The following is an 18,735-nucleotide window of genomic DNA, read 5'->3' as shown; positions in this document are numbered from 1 at the left end:
TCGATCGCCGAATTGAGACGAAACGGGCCGGGTTAGACTCGGCTCCACTTCGTGAACGCATTCACAAGGAGCCCAGCATGAGCCGTCGTCAGGCAGGCGAAGACGCCGAGGTGATCGTGGTCGGCGCCGGGCCGGCTGGATCAACGGCCGCCACCTACCTGGCCCGCGCCGGGCTGGACGTGGTGCTGCTGGAGAAGAGCACGTTCCCGCGCGAGAAGGTGTGCGGCGACGGCCTCACCCCGCGCGGCGTGAAGCAGCTCATCGACCTCGGCATCGACACCCGCGAGGAGGCTGGCTGGCTGCACAACCGCGGCCTGCGGGTGGTCGGCGGCGGGGTCACCATGGAGCTGGACTGGCCCGACCTGGCCACCTTCCCGCCCTACGGCGTGGTGCGGCCGAGGCAGGACTTCGACGAGCTGTTGGCGCGCACCGCGCAGCGGGCGGGCGCGCGCCTGCTCGAACAGACCACGGTGACCGGCGCGATCACCGACGAGCGCACCGGGCGGGTCGTCGGCGTCACCGCGAAGGCGGGCCAGGACCGGGTTCCGGTCACCTACCGCGCGCCGCTGGTGTTGGCCTGCGACGGGGTGTCGGCGCGGCTGGCGCTGTCGGTGGGCATCGACAAGCGCGACGACCGCCCGATGGGCGTCGCGGTGCGCCGCTACTACACGAGCCCGCGCACCAAGGACGACTACCTGGAGTCGCACCTGGAGTTGTGGGACCGCAGCGACCCCGCGCAGCCGGTGCTGTTGCCCGGCTACGGCTGGATCTTCGGCATGGGCGACGGCACGGTGAACGTCGGGCTCGGCATCCTGTCGACGTCGAAGGCCTTCGGCACCACCGACTACCGCGCGCTGCTGCGGTCCTGGCTGGACGGCACGCCGGAGGAGTGGGGCTTCCGCGAGGAGAACGCCAGCGGCAAGATCGGCGGCGCCGCGCTGCCGATGGGTTTCAACCGAACCCCGCACTACCGCAACGGTTTGCTGCTCGTCGGCGACGCTGGCGGCATGGTGAACCCGTTCAACGGCGAGGGCATCGGCTACGCGATGGAGTCGGCGCGGCTCGCCGCCGAGTGCGTCGTGCAGGCGCTGGCGCGGCCCGCTGGCCTGTCGCGGGAGCGCGCCCTCGCGGGCTATCCGGCGGCGCTCAAGCAGGCGCTTGGCAGCTACTACCGGCTCGGCAACGTGTTCAGCAAGCTCATCGGCAACCCGGTGATCATGCGTACCGCCACCAAGTACGGCATGCCGAGGGAGTCGCTGATGCGGCTGGTGCTGAAGCTGCTGGCCGGCCTGTACGACCCGAAGGACGGCGACTCGATGGACCGCGTCATCGTCGCGGCCACGAAGCTGGCGCCCAGCGCCTGACGCCCGCTAGGGCATGTCCTGACGGGACCCTTCGTGACACTCGATGTCCTGCCGGGCCTCTGCATGACATGCCCGTCCGGCGGCTGCATCGTTGCTGGTCGGAGGGTGTGCGGGCGTGATCGGGGCCACACTGTCGTGCGCGTGTCAATCCGCCGACAGTGTCGGAATTGATTGCGCCGCGTGTTCACTCGATTGAGCGAGAATATTCAACTCGCCCGCGCGGGATCATGATCAACTCCGGGAGCGCGACCCCGTCCGTCCATTGTCGACTCGGAGTGTGATCCCGTTCACCTCGTGACGAGCGGGTTGCGGGCCCGTCGCGGTGGCGTGTCCCTCCTCACGTGCGGATCTTCGCCCCGCGTGGCCTCGCGCCGCCCTGGCTGGGCGTAACCCCAGGTCAACCGCGTTGGGAGGGGGGCGAGACAGCGGCCGTATGCGCGTCCTACACTGGGCCCGCACCTTGTGAATCACTTCACAACCACACGGTGCGGCTTGTGAAGTGATTCACAAGCGCGGTACCAGTGAAGCGGTCAAGGAGCCGGCGATTACCGCCGGTTCTGTTAGGCCCGCCTAACTGAGAAGTGGGCGAAGTACACCCCATAGGGTGCGATCGGATAGCGACCGGAAGGTCGCGCGGACAAGGAAAGGACGGCGGACGGTGCTCCAGGCCTACGTCCCCCTCGTGCTGTTGTTCGCGCTTGCCGGCGCGTTCGCGCTCTTCTCGGTCGCCGCGGCGCCCTACATCGGGCCGCGCCGGTACAACAAGGCGAAGCTCGACGCCTACGAGTGCGGCATCGAGCCGTCGCCGCAGCCGATCGTCGGCGGCGGTCGCATGCCCGTCGCCTACTACCTCACGGCGATGCTGTTCATCCTGTTCGACATCGAAATGGTGTTCCTCTACCCGTTCGCGGTGTCCGCGAACGCGCTCGGCATGTTCGGCCTGGTGGAGATCGCGCTGTTCGTCGCGACGGTCGGCTTCGCCTACGCCTACGTGTGGCGGCGCGGCGGGCTGGACTGGAACTAGGCGCCGGACAAGGCGCGGGGAAGGCGGGGGTCATGGGTCTTGAGGAGAAGCTTCCCAACGGGATCCTGCTGACCAGCGTGGAGAAACTGGTCAACTGGACGCGCAAGTCCTCGCTCTGGCCGGCGACCTTCGGGTTGGCCTGCTGTGCCATCGAGATGATGACGACCGGCGGGCCGCGCTACGATCTGGCTCGCTTCGGCATGGAGGTCTTCCGCGCGTCGCCGCGCCAGGCCGACCTGATGATCGTGGCCGGCCGGGTCACCAACAAGATGGCCCCGGTGCTGCGGCAGATCTACGACCAGATGCCCGAGCCGCGCTGGGTGCTGGCGATGGGCGTCTGCGCGTCCTCCGGCGGCATGTTCAACAACTACGCCGTGGTGCAGGGCGTCGACCACATCGTCCCGGTGGACATGTACCTGCCGGGCTGCCCACCCCGCCCCGAGATGTTGATCGACGCGATCCTCAAGATCCACGCGAAGATCATGGACGAACCGCTCGGCCAGACCAGGGCCGCGATCAAGGCCGAGAGCGGCCAGCGCACCGAGTTGATCCCGTCCTCGGTCCGCTTCGCGAAGAAGAGGTGAACACGATGAGCAGCGACGACTCCGCGAACAAGCCCGTGCCCGGCGGCGAGCAGTCCAGCGCGGACCGCCCGGCCGACGGCCTCGAGCCGAGGGCCAACGGCACGCAGCCCGCCGAGGCCAAGGACAGCCCCCTGGTCGCCGGCCGCGCACGCAAGGGCATGTTCAACGTGTCCGGCTCCGGCGACACCTCCGGGTTCGGCGGCCTCCGGCTGCCGGCGCACGTCGCGCCGCCGGCCGAACGGCCCTTCGGCGGCTGGTTCGACGAGGTCGCCGACGAGCTGATCGGCGCCATCCGCGAGCGGGGCCTGCCGGCCGACACCATCGCGCAGATCACCGTTGACCGCGGCGAGATCACCTTCTACCTGCTCCGCGACCACCTCGTCGAGGTGTGCCGGATCCTGCGGGACGACCCTGCGCTGCGGTTCGAGCTGTGCAGCTCGGTGTCCGGCGTCGACTACGGCGTCGACATCCCGCAGCGGCTGCACTCGGTCTATCACCTCACCTCGATGACCTTTCGCAGGCGCATCCGCCTCGAGGTCGCCGTCGACGTGGCCGACCCGCACCTGCCGAGCGTCGTGTCGGTCTACCCGACGGCCGACTGGCAGGAGCGCGAGGCGTGGGACATGTTCGGCATCATCTACGACGGCCATCCCGCGCTGACCAGGATCCTCATGCCGGACGACTGGGACGGCCACCCGCAGCGCAAGGACTACCCGCTCGGCGGCATCCCGGTGGAGTACAAGGGCGCCGAGATCCCCCCGCCCGACCAGCGGCGGTCGTACTCGTGAACCTCCAGTCAGCGCAGGCGATGGGCGGGTGTGGACGTTGACCCAGATGAAGGAGTCCCCTGCGGGGACGGGCCCCGAGCAGGACGCCGTGGACACCAGCGTGTTCGGCGCGGACATCGTCGAGAAGGCGCGGCAGATCATCGCGCGCTACCCGGTGCCCCGTTCCGCGCTGCTGCCCATGCTGCACCTCGTGCAGTCGGTGCAGGGGCACGTGAGCCAGTCCGGCATCGCGTTCTGCGCGGCTCAGCTCGACCTGACCGCCGCCGAGGTCAGCGCGGTCGCCACGTTCTACACGATGTACAAGCGCAAGCCCTGCGGCGAGCACCTGGTCAGCGTCTGCACCAACACCCTGTGCGCGATGCTCGGCGGGGACGCCATCTACGCGCGGCTGCGTGAGCACCTCGGCAGCGACGGAAAGCCGTTGGGCCACGAGGAGACCTCGGGCGAGCCCGGCACGACCGGCTCCATCACGCTGGAGCACGCCGAGTGCCTCGCCGCCTGCGACCTCGGCCCGGTGCTCCAGGTCAACTACGAGTTCTACGACAACCAGACGCCGGAGTCGGCCCTGGAACTCGTGGAGTCGTTGCAGGCAGGGCAGAAGCCCGCGCCGACCAGGGGCGCGCCGCTGACCGGCTTCCGCGAGGTCTCCCTCCAGCTCGCCGGGTTCTTCGACGGCCGCGAGGCCGACCTCGACGGGCCGTCGGCGGCCGCCGAGACCGTGCGCGGCGCGGCGCTGGCCGCCGAGCGCGGCTGGACGGCGCCCGCCATGCCCGACCACGTCGACCTGCCGGCCGCGCCGGACAAGAAGTGAGGGGGCCGCGATGACGACCGAGGGCCAAGTCGACGACCTCACGCCGGTGCTCACCAAGCGCTGGCTGTCGCCGCAGTCCTGGACGCTGCGCACCTACGAGCAGCTGGAGGGCTACACCGCGCTGCGCAAGGCGTTGGCGGCGAATCCCGACCAGCTCATCCAGCTGTGCAAGGACTCCGGGTTGCGCGGGCGCGGCGGCGCTGGCTTCCCCACCGGCATGAAGTGGGGCTTCATCCCGCAGGGCGACGGCAAGCCGCACTACCTGGTGATCAACGCCGACGAGGGCGAACCGGGGACCTGCAAGGACATTCCGCTGATGATGGCCGACCCGCACTCGCTGGTCGAGGGCATCATCATCACCGCGTACGCGATCCGCTCGAACTTCGCGGCGATCTACGTGCGCGGCGAGGCGCTGCACTGCATCCGCAGGCTGCACGCCGCCGTGCGCGAGGCCTATGACGCCGGGTACCTGGGCAAGAACATCCTCGGCAGCGGCTTCGACCTCGACGTGGTGGTGCACGCCGGCGCCGGCGCGTACATCTGCGGCGAGGAGACCGCGCTGCTGGACTCGCTGGAGGGCAAGCGCGGCCAGCCGAGGCTGAAGCCGCCGTTCCCGGCGACCGCTGGCCTCTACGCCTCGCCGACCGTGGTGAACAACGTCGAGACGATCGCGAGCGTCCCCTACATCGTCAACGGCGGCTCGGACTGGTTCCGCGCGATGGGTCGGGAGAAGTCGCCAGGCCCGAAGATCTACTCGCTGTCCGGCCACGTCGAGCGGCCCGGCCAGTACGAGGCACCGATGGGCACCACGCTGCGCCAGCTGCTCGAACTGGCCGGCGGCATGAAGGACGGCATCCCGCTGAAGTTCTGGACCCCCGGCGGGTCCTCGACGCCGCTGTTCACCGCGGAGCACCTGGACGTCCCGCTGGACTTCGAGGGTGCCGCGCAGGCCGGGTCGATGCTGGGCACCACCGCGTTGCAGATCTTCAACGAGACGGTGTCGGTGCCGTGGGCCGTGATGAAGTGGACCGAGTTCTACAAGCACGAGTCCTGCGGCAAGTGCACGCCCTGCCGCGAGGGCACCTACTGGCTGGTGCAGATCCTGCAACGGATGGTGGCCGGCAACGGCACCCCCGAGGACATCGACACGCTGCTCGACGTCTGCGACAACATCCTCGGCCGCTCGTTCTGCGCGCTGGGTGACGGCGCCGTCAGCCCGATCACCAGCGGCATCCAGTACTTCAAGCACGAGTTCCTCGCACTCTGCGAGAGCAACGCGGCACAAGCCAAGGCACCGGCACTCGCGGGAGCGCACTGACCATGACTCTGGCACCCGAGAAGAGCGAGCTGGTGGTCCCCGAGGGCCACGTCAAGCTCACCATCGATGGCTTCGAGGTCGTCGCGCCCAAGGGCGAGCTGCTGATCCGCACGGCGGAGCGGCTGGGCATCGTGGTGCCGCGCTTCTGCGACCACCCGCTGCTCGACCCAGCAGGCGCCTGCCGGCAGTGCCTCGTCGAGGTCGAGATGGGCGGGCGACCCATGCCCAAGCCCCAGGCCTCCTGCACGATGACCGTCGCCGACGGCATGGTGGTGCGCACGCAGCTCAGCTCGCCCGTCGCGGCGAAGGCCCAGTCGGGCGTGATGGAGCTGTTGCTCATCAACCACCCGCTGGACTGCCCGATCTGCGACAAGGGCGGCGAGTGCCCGCTCCAGAACCAGGCGCTCAAGCACGGCAGGGGCGACTCGCGGTTCCACGAGCGCAAGCGCACCTTCCCCAAGCCGATCGCGATCTCCACGCAGGTGCTGCTGGACCGCGAGCGCTGCGTGTTGTGCCAGCGCTGCACCAGGTTCTCCGCGCAGATCGCCGGCGACCCGTTCATCGAGCTGCTCGAACGCGGCTCGCAGCAGCAGATCGGCGTGTCGGAGCAGAAGCCGTTCCAGTCCTACTTCTCCGGCAACACCATCCAGATCTGCCCGGTCGGCGCGCTGACCAGCGCGGCCTACCGGTTCCGGTCGCGCCCGTTCGACCTGGTGTCCACGCCGAGCGTCTGCGAGCACTGCTCGTCGGGCTGCGCACAGCGCACCGACTGGCGGCGCGGCAAGGTGACCAGGCGACTGGCCGCCGACGACGCCGAGGTCAACGAGGAGTGGAACTGCGACAAGGGGCGGTTCGGCTTCACCTACGCCACCGCCGCCGACCGGCTGCTCCGTCCGCTGGTGCGCGACGAGGACAGCGGTGAGCTGCGAGAGAGCTCGTGGACCGAGGCGCTCCAGGTCGCCGCGGCCGGGCTCGCCAAGGCCAGGGCCGGCAAGGGAGTCGGCGTGCTCACCGGCGGCAGGCTGACCGTCGAGGACGCCTACGCGTACGCGAAGTTCGCCAGGGTCGCGTTGCGCACCAACGACATCGACTTCCGGGCGCGCCCGCACTCCGCGGAGGAGCTGGACTTCCTCGCCTCGACGGTCGTCGGCACCAACCCGGCGGACGGCGGCGTCAGCTACCTCGGCCTGGCCGCCGCGCCCGCCGTGCTGTGCGTGGCGTTCGAGCCGGAGGAGGAGTCGCCGATCGTCTTCCTGCGGCTGCGCAAGGCGGCCCGCAAGGGCACCACGAAGGTCTTCCACCTCGGCCAGTTCGCCACTCCCGGCGTGGAGAAGAGCTTCGGCACGCTGCTGTCCTCGGTGCCCGGCGGCGAGCCTGCCGTCCTGGACGGCCTCGCCGAGGACGTGACCGGCGCGCTGTCCTCGGACGGCGCGGTGCTGCTCGTCGGCGAGCGCGCCGCCGAGGTGCCCGGGCTGCTGTCCTCGGTGCTCCGGCTGGCCGAGCGCACCGGGGCCGCGATCGCGTGGATCCCGCGCCGCGCTGGCGAACGCGGCGCGCTCGACGTCGGCGCCGCGCCGACGCTGCTGCCCGGCGGCCGGCTGGTCATCGACCAGCAGGCCCGCGCCGAGGTCGAGCTGGCCTGGGGCCTCACCCAAGGCGCGCTGCCGGCCGAGCCCGGCCGCGACACCGACGGCATCATCGCGGCCGCGGCGGCCGGCGAGCTGGCGGCCCTGGTCGTCGGCGGCGTCGACCCCGGCGACCTGGCCGACCCCGAGCTGGCCGAGAAGGCGTTGGCAACGGCGGGTTTCGTGGTCAGCCTGGAACTGCGGCCGAGCGCGGTCACCGCGCACGCCGACGTGGTGCTGCCCATCGCGCCCGCCGCCGAGAAGGCCGGCAGCTACCGCAACTGGGAGGGCCGCAGCCGGGCGTTCCGCAGCACGCTGGACGGCACCGGCGCGCTGTCGGACTGCCGGGTGCTCGACACCCTCGCGGTCGAGATGGACGCGGACCTGTTCACCCAGACCCCGGCCGCCGCGGCGGCCGACCTGGCCAGGCTCGGCGGCACCGGCCGTCCCTCGGGCGCCCGGCCGTCGGTCGCGGCGTCGAGCGTGCCGGAACCCGGTGCGGGACAGGCGGTCCTGGCCACCTGGCGGCGGCTGCTGGACAACGGCTCCATGCAGGACGAGGAGCCGAACCTGGCCGGCACCGCCCGCCCGGTCGTCGCGACGCTGTCTGCGGCGACCGCCGAGAGCCTCGGCGTCGAGGCGGGCCAACTGATCACGGTGAGCAGCGACCGGGGCGCGGTGACGCTGCCCCTCGAACTCGCCGACCTGCCGAGCGGCGTCGTCTGGCTGCCGGGCAACTCGGGTTCGTCCACGGTGCGGCGCAGCCTCGCCGTCGGGCACGGCGCGATCGTGAACGTCGTCGGAGGGAACGCATGAAAACCACCGCGGAACTCATCGCGGACGACCCGCTCTGGCTGAGCATCATCAAGGTCGTCGCGATCTTCGCCTTCGGCGTCGTGATGACCCTGTTCATGATCTGGCTGGAGCGCAGGGTCGTCGGCCGCATGCAGCACCGGCCCGGCCCCAACCGGGTCGGCCCGTTCGGCCTGTTGCAGTCCCTCGCGGACGGCCTGAAGCTGGCGTTCAAGGAGGACATCCGCCCGGTCGTCGCCGACAAGTGGGTCTACTTCCTCGCGCCGATCATCTCCGCCATCCCGGCGTTCCTCGCCTTCTCGGTGATCCCGTTCGGCCCCGACGTGACGATGTTCGGGCACCACACAGCGCTCCAGCTCGTCGACCTGCCGGTCGGCGTGCTGGTGATCCTGGCGTGCTCCTCGCTCGGCGTGTACGGGATCGTGTTGTCCGGCTGGGCGTCCGGCTCGCCGTACCCGCTGCTCGGCTCGCTGCGCTCGGCGGCCCAGGTGATCTCCTACGAGATCGCGATGGGCCTGTCGATCGTCGGCGTCATCCTGCGCTCACACTCACTGTCCACTTCGGACATCGTCAATGCGCAGGAGGGCGGCTGGTACTTCTGGCTGCTCCCGGTGAGCTTCGTGGTGTACGCGATCTCCATGGTCGGCGAGACCAACCGCGCGCCGTTCGACCTCCCCGAGGCGGAGTCCGAGCTGGTCGGCGGCTTCCACACGGAGTACAGCTCGCTGAAGTTCGCGCTGTTCTTCCTCGCCGAGTACGTGAACATGGTCGTGGTGTCCGCGCTGGCCACCACGCTGTTCCTCGGCGGCTGGCGGGCGCCGTGGCCACTGTCCGCGATCGACGGCGGTGTGCTGAACACCGGCTGGTGGCCGATCCTGTGGTTCGTCGGCAAGACGTTCTTCTTCCTGTTCGTGTTCGTCTGGCTGCGCGGCACGCTGCCCCGCCTGCGCTACGACCAGTTCATGCGGCTTGGCTGGAAGGTCCTCGTCCCGGTCAGCCTGGTGTGGATCGTGCTGATCGCCGCGTCCAACGCGCTGTGGAACACCCCGGGTGTCACCACGGGTCAACGGCTGATCTTCTTCGGCGTCGGCATCGTCGTGCTGCTGGTGTTCGCGCTGCTGCTGCCGGACAAACGGGTGGCCGACGACGAGGAGTTCGTGCCGGTGACGGGCAGCGGGTATCCGTTGCCGCCACTGGATCTCTCGGTGCCCAAGTCACCTCCGCGTCGGAGGCTGCCGGCCGCGCCGGAACCCGCCGAACGGGAAATGGAGCCGGCGGCTGTCGCTGCGGCAGACAAGGAGACCGGTGATGGGAGTCTTTGATTCCGTCAAGGGGTTCGGGGTCACCTTCTCGACGATGTTCAAGAAGGTCATCACCGAGGAGTACCCCGAGGTCAAGAAGATCACCGCGCCCCGCTACCACGGGCGGCACCAGCTCAACCGGCACCCGGACGGGCTGGAGAAGTGCGTCGGCTGCGAGCTGTGCGCCTGGGCCTGCCCGGCCGACGCGATCTTCGTCGAGGGCGGCGACAACACCGAGGAAGCCCGCTTCTCGCCTGGCGAGCGGTTCGGCGCCGACTACCAGATCAACTACCTGCGCTGCATCGGCTGCGGCCTGTGCATCGAGGCGTGCCCGACCCGCTCGCTGACCATGACCAACGAGTTCGAGCTGGCCGACGACGACCGGCAGCGGCTGATCTACACCAAGGAGCAGCTGCTCGCGCCGCTGCTGCCCGGCATGGAGCAGCCGCCGCACCCGATGCGGCTCGGCGACAGCGACGACTACTACGTCAAGGGTCCTGAGCTGGCGCGCGGCGGGGAGCAGGCCAGGTGAGCGCCCTGTTCCTGACGCAGACGGCCGCGCAGACCGCGGCCCAGGCCGCCGACACCGTGTCCACCGGCGAGGCCATCGCCTTCTGGATCCTCGGGCCGCTGGCGCTCGCGGGCGCGCTCGGCATGCTGTTCGCGCGCAACGCGGTGCACTCCGCGCTGTGGCTCGCGCTGACCATGCTCAACCTCGGCGTGATCTACATGGTGCAGCAGGCGCCGTTCCTCGGTTTCGTGCAGATCATCGTCTACACCGGCGCGATCATGATGCTGTTCCTGTTCGTGCTCATGCTGGTCGGCAGGGACAGCTCGGACTCCGTCGTCGAGGTGCTGCGCGGGCAGCGGCTGGCGGCCATCGTGTTCGGCGTCGGCTTCGCCGGCCTGGTGGTCAGCGCGGTCGCGCGGGCGTTGACCAACGTCACCTCGGTCGGCCTCGCCAAGCAGAACACGGTGAACGGCGGCAACGTCGCCAACATCGGCACCTCGCTGTTCACCGACTTCCTGTTCCCGTTCGAGCTGACCTCGGCGCTGCTGATCACCGCGGCCATCGGCGCGATGGTGCTCGGCTTCAGCGACCGCAACGCCAAGGGCGTCAAGAAGACCCAGCGCGAACTGGTCGAGGAACGCTTCCAGGGCAACCGGCCCAGCCCGCTGCCAGGCCCCGGTGTGTTCGCCACGGCCAACTCCGTGGCCACTCCGGCGCTGCTGCCGGACGGCTCGATCGCGCCGGAGTCGTTGTCCGAGCTGATCGAGTCCACCGCCAAGGAGAGCCTCGCCGACGACCTCGCCGAGGTGTCCGGCACGGCCGATGGCCCGGACGCGCACGCGCTCAGCGGCACGAAGGAGGACCTGGCGTGACCGAGTTCGCGAGGGCGCCGATCAACCCGGCACACCTGGGCACTAGCGAGGAGGTCTCGTGACCGAGCTTGCGAGGGCACCGTTCAACACAGCACCGTTGGGCACGTGGTCGACGAGCGTTAGCGAGGAGGTCTCGTGACCCCGTCCTACTACCTGCTGCTGTCCGCGGTGCTGTTCAGCCTCGGCGCGGTCGGCGTGCTGGTGCGGCGCAACGCCGTCGTGGTGTTCATGTGCGTCGAGCTGATGCTCAACGCGGTGAACCTGAGCCTGGTGACCTTCGCCAGGATCAACGGCTCGCTCGACGGTCAGGTGATGGCGTTCTTCGTGATGGTCGTCGCCGCCGCCGAGGTCGTGGTGGGTCTCGCCATCATCATGTCGATCTTCCGGACGCGCCGCTCGGCCTCCGTCGACGACTCCAACCTGCTGAAGTACTAAAGGGGCACTGGTGACGGTGTTGACGCTCGACCCTGTAAGCAGGTCTGCGGTGACCAACCTCGCGGCCGACGCGCAAGGAGCAACCGGCCTCGCGGGCTCCGCGTGGCTGCTGCTCGCGCTGCCGACGCTCGGCGCGATAGTGCTGCTCGTCGGCGGCCGCCGGACGAACAAGTGGGGACACATCCTCGGCTCGGCGACGGTGCTTGGCACCTTCGTGTACGGCCTCGCGTTGTTCTTCTCCACCACCGGCCTCGACGCCTACAAGCGGACCCAGGAACTGCACCTGTTCGCCTGGATCCCGGTCAACGCGCTCAAGGTCGACTTCGGCCTGCGCCTCGACCCGCTGTCGCTGACCTTCGTGCTGCTGATCACCGGCGTCGGCGCGCTGATCCACATCTACTCGGTCGGCTACATGTCGCACGACCGGGACCGGCGGCGGTTCTTCGCCTACCTCAACCTGTTCGTCGCGGCGATGCTGTTGCTGGTGCTCGGCAACGGGTTCGTGACGCTGTACTTCGGCTGGGAGGGCGTCGGTCTCGCGTCCTACCTGCTGATCGGGTGGTACCAGGACCGGCCGTCGGCGGCCACCGCCGCCAAGAAGGCGTTCCTGATGAACCGGGTCGGCGACCTCGGCCTCGCCGTCGCGATCTTCCTGATGTTCGCGAACCTGGGCACCACGCAGTACTCCGAGGTGTTCGCGAAGATCGGCACGCTGCCGTCGGGCACGATCCTGGCGATCACGCTGCTGCTCCTGCTCGGCGCGTGCGGCAAGTCCGGCCAGTTCCCGCTCCAGTCCTGGCTGCCCGACGCGATGGAGGGCCCGACCCCGGTCTCCGCCCTGATCCACGCGGCGACGATGGTGACCGCGGGCGTCTACCTGATCGCGCGGTCCAACCCGATCTACGACCTGACCGGCGACGGCAGGCTGATCGTCACGATCATCGGCACGGTCACGCTGCTGATCGGGTGCATCGTCGGCTGCGCCTACGACGACATCAAGAAGGTGTTGGCGTACTCGACGGTCAGCCAGATCGGCTACATGATCCTCGCGGTCGGCCTCGGCCCGTTCGGTTACGCGCTGGGCATCATGCACCTGCTCACCCACGGCTTCTTCAAGGCTGGCCTGTTCCTCGGGGCCGGCTCGGTGATGCACGGCATGAACGACGAGGTCGACATGCGCAAGTTCGGCGGCCTGTGGCGGCTGATGCCGATCACGTTCGTCACCTTCGGCCTCGGCTACCTCGCGCTGATCGGCTTCCCCGGCCTGTCCGGCTACTTCTCCAAGGACGCCATCATCGAGGCGGCCTTCGGCCAGGAGGGTTGGCGCGGCTGGGCGTTCGGCGGGGCCGCGCTGCTCGGCGCGGGCCTCACCGCGTTCTACATGACCCGCCTGGTGCTGATGACCTTCTTCGGCGAGAAGCGCTGGAAGGACCTGAAGTCCGCGGACGGCAAGGACTTCCACCCGCACGAGTCGCCGAAGTCGATGACCATCCCGATGATCATCCTGGCGATCGGCTCGGTCGGGGCAGGCGCGTTCCTCTCCGTCGGCAACCGGCTGGTCGACTGGCTCGAACCGAGCCTCGGCGGCCTCAAGGAGAGCGAGCACTTCGTCATTCCCAAGGGCACCGTGACGATCCTGACGATCGTGCTGATGCTGCTCGGGGTCGGCGCGGCGTGGCTGTTCGTCGGCCGCAAGCCGGTGCCGGTGACGCGGCCGGCGCGGGTGTCCTTCCCGGTGCGTGCCGCGCGGGCGGACCTCTACGGCAACGCCCTCAACGAGGCGCTGTTCGCACGTCCCGGCACCTGGCTGACCAGGGCGCTGGTGTTCGTTGACAACAAGGGCGTCGACGGGGTGGTGAACGGGTTGGCCGCCATGCTCGGCGGCACCTCGGGCCGACTTCGCCGGGCACAGACCGGTTTCGTGCGCTCCTATGCGCTGAGCATGCTGGGAGGATCCATCCTCGTGGTAGCCGCACTTCTGGCAGTGAGGTTCTCGTGAACCACGTCCTGCCCGTCACGACGAGCGGCGGCGGTGGCATGTCCGCCCTCCTGATCGTGCTGCTCGTGCTGCCGCTGGTCGGCGCGGGCGCGGTCGCGCTGCTCCGCGCCAACGACCGGACGGCGAAGCTCACCGCGCTGGCCTTCTCGCTGGTCGAGCTGGTCCTCGCGATCGCGGTATGGGTCGGCTACGAGCCCGGCGGCACGCGGTTGCAGATGACCAGCTCGGTGGAGTGGATCGCCTCCTTCGGCGTGCACGTCTCGTTCGGCATCGACGGCATCGCGCTGGTGATGATCGCCGTCATCGCGCTGCTCGTGCCGGTCATCATCGGCGCGGGCTGGGTCGAGAAGCTGCCGGCCGGGCGGACCTCCGGCGGGTTCCTGTCGCTGATCCTGTTGCAGGAAGCCATCACCATCGGCGTGTTCTCGGCGACCGATGTCTTCCTGTTCTACGTGCTGTTCGAGATCATGCTGATCCCGATGTACTTCCTCATCGGCGGTTACGGCGGCGCGCGCAGGCAGTACGCGGCGGTGAAGTTCTTCCTGTACTCCTTCCTCGGCGGCCTGATCATGCTGGCCTCCGCGATCGGGGCGTACGCCTACTCGGCCGACCACCTCGGCGGTTCCGGCACCTTCGACTGGGCCACGCTGGTCACGGTTCTCAAGACCGCGCCGACCTCGACGCAGGTGTGGCTGTTCCTCGGCTTCTTCCTGGCGTTCGCGATCAAGGCGCCGCTGGTGCCGCTGCACACCTGGCTGCCCGACGCGGCCGCGGAGGCCCCGATCGGGGTCGCCGTGCTGCTGGTCGGCGTCCTGGACAAGGTCGGCACGTTCGGCTTCCTGCGCTACTGCCTGCCGATGTTCCCGGCCGCCAGCAAGCAACTCGCGCCGCTGGTGCTGGTGCTCGCGGTGGCCGGCGTCATCTACGGCTCGCTGCTGGCCACCGGCCAGCGGGACATGAAGCGGCTCATCGCGTACGTGTCGATCGCGCACTTCGGCTTCATCGCGTTGGGGATCTTCGCGTTCAGCTCGCAGTCCGAGGTCGGCGCGGTGTCCTACATGCTCAACCACAGCCTGGCCACCGGCATGCTGATCCTGGTGCTCGGCATGATCATCGCCAGGGGCGGGTCGACGCTGATCTCCGACTACGGCGGCATGGCGAAGGTGACGCCGCTGCTCGGCGGCATGCTGTTGATCGCGGGGCTGTCCACGTTGTCGTTGCCCGGCACCAACTCCTTCGTCAGCGAGTTCCTGGTGCTGATCGGCTCCTACCCGCGCGAGCCCGTCTACACGGTCATCGCGACCGTCGGCATGGTGCTCGCCGCGCTGTACGTGTTGTGGCTGTACCAGCGGATCATGCAGGGCCCGGTGCGCGGCACCGCGCTGGTCGGCCTGGCAGGCGGGCCGGGCACCGCCGTCGCTCCGGAGATCGGCGCGAAGTCCGCGATCGGCGACCTGTCCAAGCGGGAGATCGCCGTGCTTGCGCCGCTGGTGGCGCTGATCCTGGTGCTCGGGGTCTACCCGAAGCCAGTGCTTGACGTGATCACCCCGTCAGTGGGGGCGACGATGACCGAGGTCGGGTTCGCCGACCCGGTCGCCGCGCAGGGAGGCAACTGAGGTGTCCGCGATGTCAGGGTTCTTCTCGCAGGCGCAGCAACTCCAGGCGCCGGACGTCGCCTACCAGGCGGTCCTGCCGATGCTGCTGGTGCTCGGCGCGGCCTGCGTCAGCGTGCTGTTCGAGGCGTTCCTGCCGAGGGAACGACGCTGGGGCTGGCAGGTCGCGCTGACGGTCGTGACGCTGGCCGGCGCCGCGATCTCGCTGATCGTCTACGGCAACGACGCGCCCAAGGCCGGCGTGAAGACGTTCTCGGACGTGCTGACCATCGACCGGCCGACGCTGTTCCTGTGGGGAACGTTGCTGCTGCTGGCCTTCGGCGCGGTGCTGCTGATCGCGGACCGCTCGGTCGAGCCGGGCGGCGCGTTCGTGGCGCAGGCGGCGATCCGGCCAGGCACGCTCCAGGACCGCGTGCAGGCGGCCAAGGTCGGCATGCAGACCGAGGTCTTCCCGCTGACGCTGTTCGCGCTCGGCGGCATGATGGTCTTCTGCGCGGCCAACGACCTGCTGACCATGTTCGTCGCGCTCGAGGTGCTGAGCCTCCCGCTGTACCTGATGGCAGGCCTTGCGCGGCGGCGCAGGCTGCTGTCGCAGGAGGCCGCGGTCAAGTACTTCCTGCTCGGCGCGTTCGCGTCGGCGTTCTTCCTCTACGGCATCGCGCTGCTCTACGGCTACGCGGGCTCGGTGAAGCTCGCCGACATCGCCACCGCGGCGGCCGGCACGAACCGCTCGGACACGCTGCTGTTCGCCGGGATGGGCCTGCTGGTGGTCGGCCTGCTGTTCAAGGCGTCGGTCGGCCCGTTCCACACCTGGACCCCCGACGTCTACCAGGGCTCGCCGACGCCGGTCACGGCGTTCATGGCCGCGTGCACGAAGGTGGCCGCGTTCGGCGGCATCCTGCGCGTGCTGATGGGCGCGTTCGCGTCGACCAACTGGGAGTGGCGGGGCGTCCTGTGGGGCGTGGCCATCGCCTCGATGGCGATCGGCGCGGTGCTCGGCCTGACGCAGACCGACGTGAAGCGGATGATCGCGTACTCCTCGGTGGCGCACGCTGGCTTCCTGCTGGTCGGCTCGATCGCGCTGACCAGCAAGGGTGTCTCCGGCACGCTGTTCTACCTGCTGGCCTACGGCCTGACCACGGTCGCCACGTTCGGCATCGTGAGCCTGGTCCGCGACGCGGACGGCGAGGCGTCCCACCTGTCCCAGTGGGCCGGGTTGGCCAAGCGCTCGCCGATCGTCGCAGGGGTGTTCACCTTCCTGCTGCTCGCGCTCGCCGGGATCCCGCTGACCAGCGGTTTCGTCGGCAAGTTCGTGGTCTTCTCCGCCGCGCTCCAGAGCGGCATGGCGCCGCTGGTGGTGGTCGCCCTGGTGTTCAGCGCGGTCGCCGCGTTCTTCTACCTTCGGGTGATCGTGCTGATGTACTTCAGCGAGCCCGCGGCGGACGGCCCGACGGTGACGGTGCCGGGCGCGTTCACCACGATGGCGATCACCATCGGGGCCCTGGCGACGTTGGTCCTCGGCGTCTTTCCGAGCTTTGCCCTCGATTGGGCGGGTGCTGGCGGCTTTACCTTCTGAGCCTACGTAGGCTGCTACCCGTGACCACGAGCGAGCGTGCGGGACTGGGGGGAGCACAGGGGTTCCAGTTGGCCGACCCCGTGCTCGCGGAGGCAGTGCAGAGCGGCCTCGCCGAGGTGGAGTCGATGCTGCACAGCGTTGTGCAGAACGACTTCCTCCCGGTGACGGAGGCCGCGCTGCACTTGATGGAGGCGGGCGGAAAGCGCATCCGCCCGCTGTTCGCCCTGCTCGCCGCCCAGTTCGGCGACGCGGGCAGGGAGAACGTCCGCAAGGCGGCTGCGGTCGTCGAGCTGACCCACCTGGCCACGCTCTACCACGACGACGTGATGGACGAGGCGACCATGCGGCGCGGCGCGGTGAGCGCCAACGCCAAGTGGGACAACACGATCGCGATCCTGACCGGGGACTACCTGTTCGCGCACGCCTCTCGGCTGGTCTCCGAGCTAGGCACGGACGCGGCGCGGATCATCGCCGAGACGTTCAGCGAGCTGGTCACCGGCCAGATGCGGGAGACGATCGGCCCGTCGGTCGGCGAGGACGCGGTGGCGCACTACCTGACGGTGGTGCACGAGAAGACCGGCTCGCTGATCGCGACGGCCGCGCGGCTCGGCGCGATGTTCTCCGGCGCGGACGCGGCCGCGGTCGACGCGTTGACCCGATACGGCAAGGTCATCGGCACCGCGTTCCAGATCTCCGACGACGTCATCGACATCGCCTCGCCCGCCGAGGAGTCGGGCAAGACGCCCGGCACCGACCTGCGCGAGGGCGTCAAGACGCTGCCGATGCTCTACGCGCTGGCGCAGGAGCGGCCGGCGGACACCAGGCTGCGCGAGCTGCTCGCCGGGCCGATCACCCTCGACGCCGAGGTCGCCGAGGCCCTCGACCTGCTGCGGGCCTCCGAGGGCCTGCTGCTGGCCAGGCAGACCGTCGCCGACTACGCGGACCGGGCGCGGGCCGAGCTGGCCGCGCTGCCGGACTGCCCGGCGCGGGACGCGCTGGAGTCGGTGACCGAGTACGTGGTCGAGCGCACAAACTAGTCCAGCTGGCCAAGCCGGGTCTCGGCGAGCTCGGGGACCCGGTCCCGCCGCGGCCTGCGGCGGGCCGCGTCGACGGTGAACACCAGCAGCGCGAGCCACACCAGGCCGAAGCCGAGCCAGCGGGACGTCGGCATCGGCTCGTGCTTCACGAACACGCCCCAGGCGAACTGGAGGATCGGCGCGAGGTACTGGAGCATGCCGAGGGTGACCAGCGGCACCAGGCGGGCGGATGCGCCGAACAGCAGCAGCGGGATGGCCGTGACCGGGCCGGTCGACAGCAGCAGCAGGGTGTGGCCGAGGCCGTGCCCGGTGAACGTGCCGGCGCCGGTGGCGCCGAGCCAGACCAGGTAGCCGACGGCGAGGGGCCCGAGCACCAGGCTCTCGGCGGTCAGGCCGCTCACCGCGTCCAGCGGCAGGGTCTTCTTGAGCAGCCCGTACACGCCGAAGGACAACGCGAGGGTCAGGGAGATGACCGGCACCCTGCCGTAGTCGACGGCGAGCACGACCACGGCCAGCAGGGCGACACCCAGCGCGACGTACTGCGGCACCCGCAGCCGCTCCCGCAGCACCACCACCCCGAACAGGACGCTGACCAGCGGGTTGATGAAGTAGCCGAGCGCGGTCTCCACCACGTGCCCGCTGTTCACGCCGTAGATGTAGGTGATCCAGTTCACGGTGATCAGCACGGCGGCCAGCGCCACCAGCAGCCACGACCGCGCCGGCAGCGCGCGCAGCACCGGCCAGCGGCCGAACAGCAGGGCGACGGCCACCATGACGACCATGGTCCAGGCGATGCGCTGGGCGACCATCTCGATCGCCCCGGCAGGGGCGAGCAGCGGCCAGTAGGCGGGGAACAGCCCCCAGAGCACGTAGGCGACTGTGCCGAAGATCACACCTTGGGAGCCGCTGCGGCGGCTGATGCGTCCCACCGCCTGCGTGGAGCCGTTCATCAGGGGTGGCACGCGCCTACCCTACGCTGGAGTTTGGCCACAACTGACCTGCACTTCATCCCGCCGGGCTAGGTTAGAACCACCCGATCGGGGCCCGATGACGGGGCGTATAAC

The 18,735-nt window shown here is 69.7% G+C and carries 16 protein-coding genes; 15 read left to right on the top strand and 1 reads right to left on the bottom strand.

The window, feature by feature from the left end:
• The first annotated feature begins 77 nt into the window (after positions 1 to 77).
• From F0L68_RS06895 to F0L68_RS06825, 15 genes are all read left to right on the top strand, one after another.
• Positions 78 to 1,364 (top strand): geranylgeranyl reductase family protein, encoded by a 1,287-nt coding sequence (locus tag F0L68_RS06895; RefSeq protein WP_149848598.1) that lies wholly within the window; start codon positions 78 to 80, stop codon positions 1,362 to 1,364.
• A 658-nt stretch (positions 1,365 to 2,022) separates the two neighbouring features.
• The gene (locus F0L68_RS06890) at positions 2,023 to 2,388 is read left to right on the top strand and encodes an NADH-quinone oxidoreductase subunit A (protein WP_149848597.1); all 366 of its coding nucleotides are present in this window, start codon (positions 2,023 to 2,025) and stop codon (positions 2,386 to 2,388) included.
• A gap of 32 nt (positions 2,389 to 2,420) precedes the next feature.
• Positions 2,421 to 2,972 (top strand): NuoB/complex I 20 kDa subunit family protein, encoded by a 552-nt coding sequence (locus tag F0L68_RS06885; protein ID WP_149848596.1) that lies wholly within the window; start codon positions 2,421 to 2,423, stop codon positions 2,970 to 2,972.
• 5 nt (positions 2,973 to 2,977) lie between these two features.
• Entirely contained in the window at positions 2,978 to 3,760 is a 783-nt protein-coding gene (locus F0L68_RS06880; RefSeq protein WP_149848595.1) for an NADH-quinone oxidoreductase subunit C, read from the top strand.
• 46 nt (positions 3,761 to 3,806) lie between these two features.
• Complete coding sequence (nuoE, locus tag F0L68_RS06875; RefSeq protein ID WP_149848594.1) at positions 3,807 to 4,571, top strand: NADH-quinone oxidoreductase subunit NuoE; 765 nt, start codon at positions 3,807 to 3,809, stop codon at positions 4,569 to 4,571.
• Positions 4,572 to 4,581: 10 nt separating this feature from the next.
• The gene (gene nuoF / locus F0L68_RS06870) at positions 4,582 to 5,889 is read left to right on the top strand and encodes an NADH-quinone oxidoreductase subunit NuoF (protein ID WP_149848593.1); all 1,308 of its coding nucleotides are present in this window, start codon (positions 4,582 to 4,584) and stop codon (positions 5,887 to 5,889) included.
• A 2-nt stretch (positions 5,890 to 5,891) separates the two neighbouring features.
• A complete protein-coding gene (locus F0L68_RS06865; protein WP_149848592.1) occupies positions 5,892 to 8,330 on the top strand; it encodes an NADH-quinone oxidoreductase subunit G in 2,439 nt (812 codons plus the stop codon).
• Positions 8,327 to 9,649: an NADH-quinone oxidoreductase subunit NuoH gene (nuoH, locus tag F0L68_RS06860; protein ID WP_149848591.1), complete on the top strand. Its 1,323-nt coding sequence runs from the start codon at positions 8,327 to 8,329 to the stop codon at positions 9,647 to 9,649. The genes F0L68_RS06865 and nuoH overlap by 4 nt, the downstream gene beginning before the upstream one ends.
• Positions 9,636 to 10,160 carry an NADH-quinone oxidoreductase subunit NuoI gene (nuoI, locus tag F0L68_RS06855; RefSeq protein WP_149848590.1) on the top strand — a complete coding sequence of 175 codons (525 nt, stop codon included), beginning with the start codon at positions 9,636 to 9,638 and terminating at the stop codon, positions 10,158 to 10,160. The genes nuoH and nuoI overlap by 14 nt, the downstream gene beginning before the upstream one ends.
• On the top strand, positions 10,157 to 11,011 hold the full coding sequence (locus tag F0L68_RS06850; protein ID WP_438672250.1) for an NADH-quinone oxidoreductase subunit J: 855 nt from the start codon (positions 10,157 to 10,159) through the stop codon (positions 11,009 to 11,011). Before nuoI ends, F0L68_RS06850 begins: the two co-directional genes overlap by 4 nt.
• Positions 11,012 to 11,146: 135 nt before the next feature.
• On the top strand, positions 11,147 to 11,446 hold the full coding sequence (gene nuoK, locus F0L68_RS06845) for an NADH-quinone oxidoreductase subunit NuoK (RefSeq protein WP_149848589.1): 300 nt from the start codon (positions 11,147 to 11,149) through the stop codon (positions 11,444 to 11,446).
• A 49-nt stretch (positions 11,447 to 11,495) separates the two neighbouring features.
• Complete coding sequence (nuoL, locus tag F0L68_RS06840) at positions 11,496 to 13,445, top strand: NADH-quinone oxidoreductase subunit L (protein WP_149848745.1); 1,950 nt, start codon at positions 11,496 to 11,498, stop codon at positions 13,443 to 13,445.
• 38 nt (positions 13,446 to 13,483) lie between these two features.
• Positions 13,484 to 15,061 carry an NADH-quinone oxidoreductase subunit M gene (locus F0L68_RS06835; RefSeq protein ID WP_149848744.1) on the top strand — a complete coding sequence of 526 codons (1,578 nt, stop codon included), beginning with the start codon at positions 13,484 to 13,486 and terminating at the stop codon, positions 15,059 to 15,061.
• A gap of 10 nt (positions 15,062 to 15,071) precedes the next feature.
• Positions 15,072 to 16,634 (top strand): NADH-quinone oxidoreductase subunit NuoN, encoded by a 1,563-nt coding sequence (gene nuoN / locus F0L68_RS06830; protein WP_149848588.1) that lies wholly within the window; start codon positions 15,072 to 15,074, stop codon positions 16,632 to 16,634.
• A gap of 20 nt (positions 16,635 to 16,654) precedes the next feature.
• Positions 16,655 to 17,671 (top strand): polyprenyl synthetase family protein, encoded by a 1,017-nt coding sequence (locus tag F0L68_RS06825; protein WP_223198553.1) that lies wholly within the window; start codon positions 16,655 to 16,657, stop codon positions 17,669 to 17,671.
• Here F0L68_RS06825 and rarD read toward each other — a convergent pair.
• On the bottom strand, positions 17,668 to 18,633 hold the full coding sequence (gene rarD / locus F0L68_RS06820; protein WP_223198552.1) for an EamA family transporter RarD: 966 nt from the start codon (positions 18,631 to 18,633) through the stop codon (positions 17,668 to 17,670). The genes F0L68_RS06825 and rarD overlap by 4 nt on opposite strands.
• Between the last annotated feature and the right edge of the window lie 102 nt (positions 18,634 to 18,735).

The sequence above is a fragment of the Solihabitans fulvus genome (assembly GCF_008386585.1).
Lineage (GTDB): Bacteria > Actinomycetota > Actinomycetes > Mycobacteriales > Pseudonocardiaceae > Solihabitans > Solihabitans fulvus.
The sequence above is the reverse complement of the archived record's forward strand: the minus strand, read 5'-3'. Positions and strand labels throughout refer to the sequence as shown.

Coding starts and splice junctions, on each gene's coding strand:
- F0L68_RS06895 (WP_149848598.1), top strand. CDS start 78: ATGAGCCGTCGTCAGGCAGGCGAAGACGCCGAGGTGATCGTGGTCGGC.
- F0L68_RS06880 (WP_149848595.1), top strand. CDS start 2,978: ATGAGCAGCGACGACTCCGCGAACAAGCCCGTGCCCGGCGGCGAGCAG.
- nuoE (WP_149848594.1), top strand. CDS start 3,807: ATGAAGGAGTCCCCTGCGGGGACGGGCCCCGAGCAGGACGCCGTGGAC.
- F0L68_RS06865 (WP_149848592.1), top strand. CDS start 5,892: ATGACTCTGGCACCCGAGAAGAGCGAGCTGGTGGTCCCCGAGGGCCAC.
- F0L68_RS06835 (WP_149848744.1), top strand. CDS start 13,484: ATGTCCGCCCTCCTGATCGTGCTGCTCGTGCTGCCGCTGGTCGGCGCG.
- F0L68_RS06885 (WP_149848596.1), top strand. CDS start 2,421: ATGGGTCTTGAGGAGAAGCTTCCCAACGGGATCCTGCTGACCAGCGTG.
- nuoF (WP_149848593.1), top strand. CDS start 4,582: ATGACGACCGAGGGCCAAGTCGACGACCTCACGCCGGTGCTCACCAAG.
- nuoN (WP_149848588.1), top strand. CDS start 15,072: ATGTCAGGGTTCTTCTCGCAGGCGCAGCAACTCCAGGCGCCGGACGTC.
- nuoI (WP_149848590.1), top strand. CDS start 9,636: ATGGGAGTCTTTGATTCCGTCAAGGGGTTCGGGGTCACCTTCTCGACG.
- nuoH (WP_149848591.1), top strand. CDS start 8,327: ATGAAAACCACCGCGGAACTCATCGCGGACGACCCGCTCTGGCTGAGC.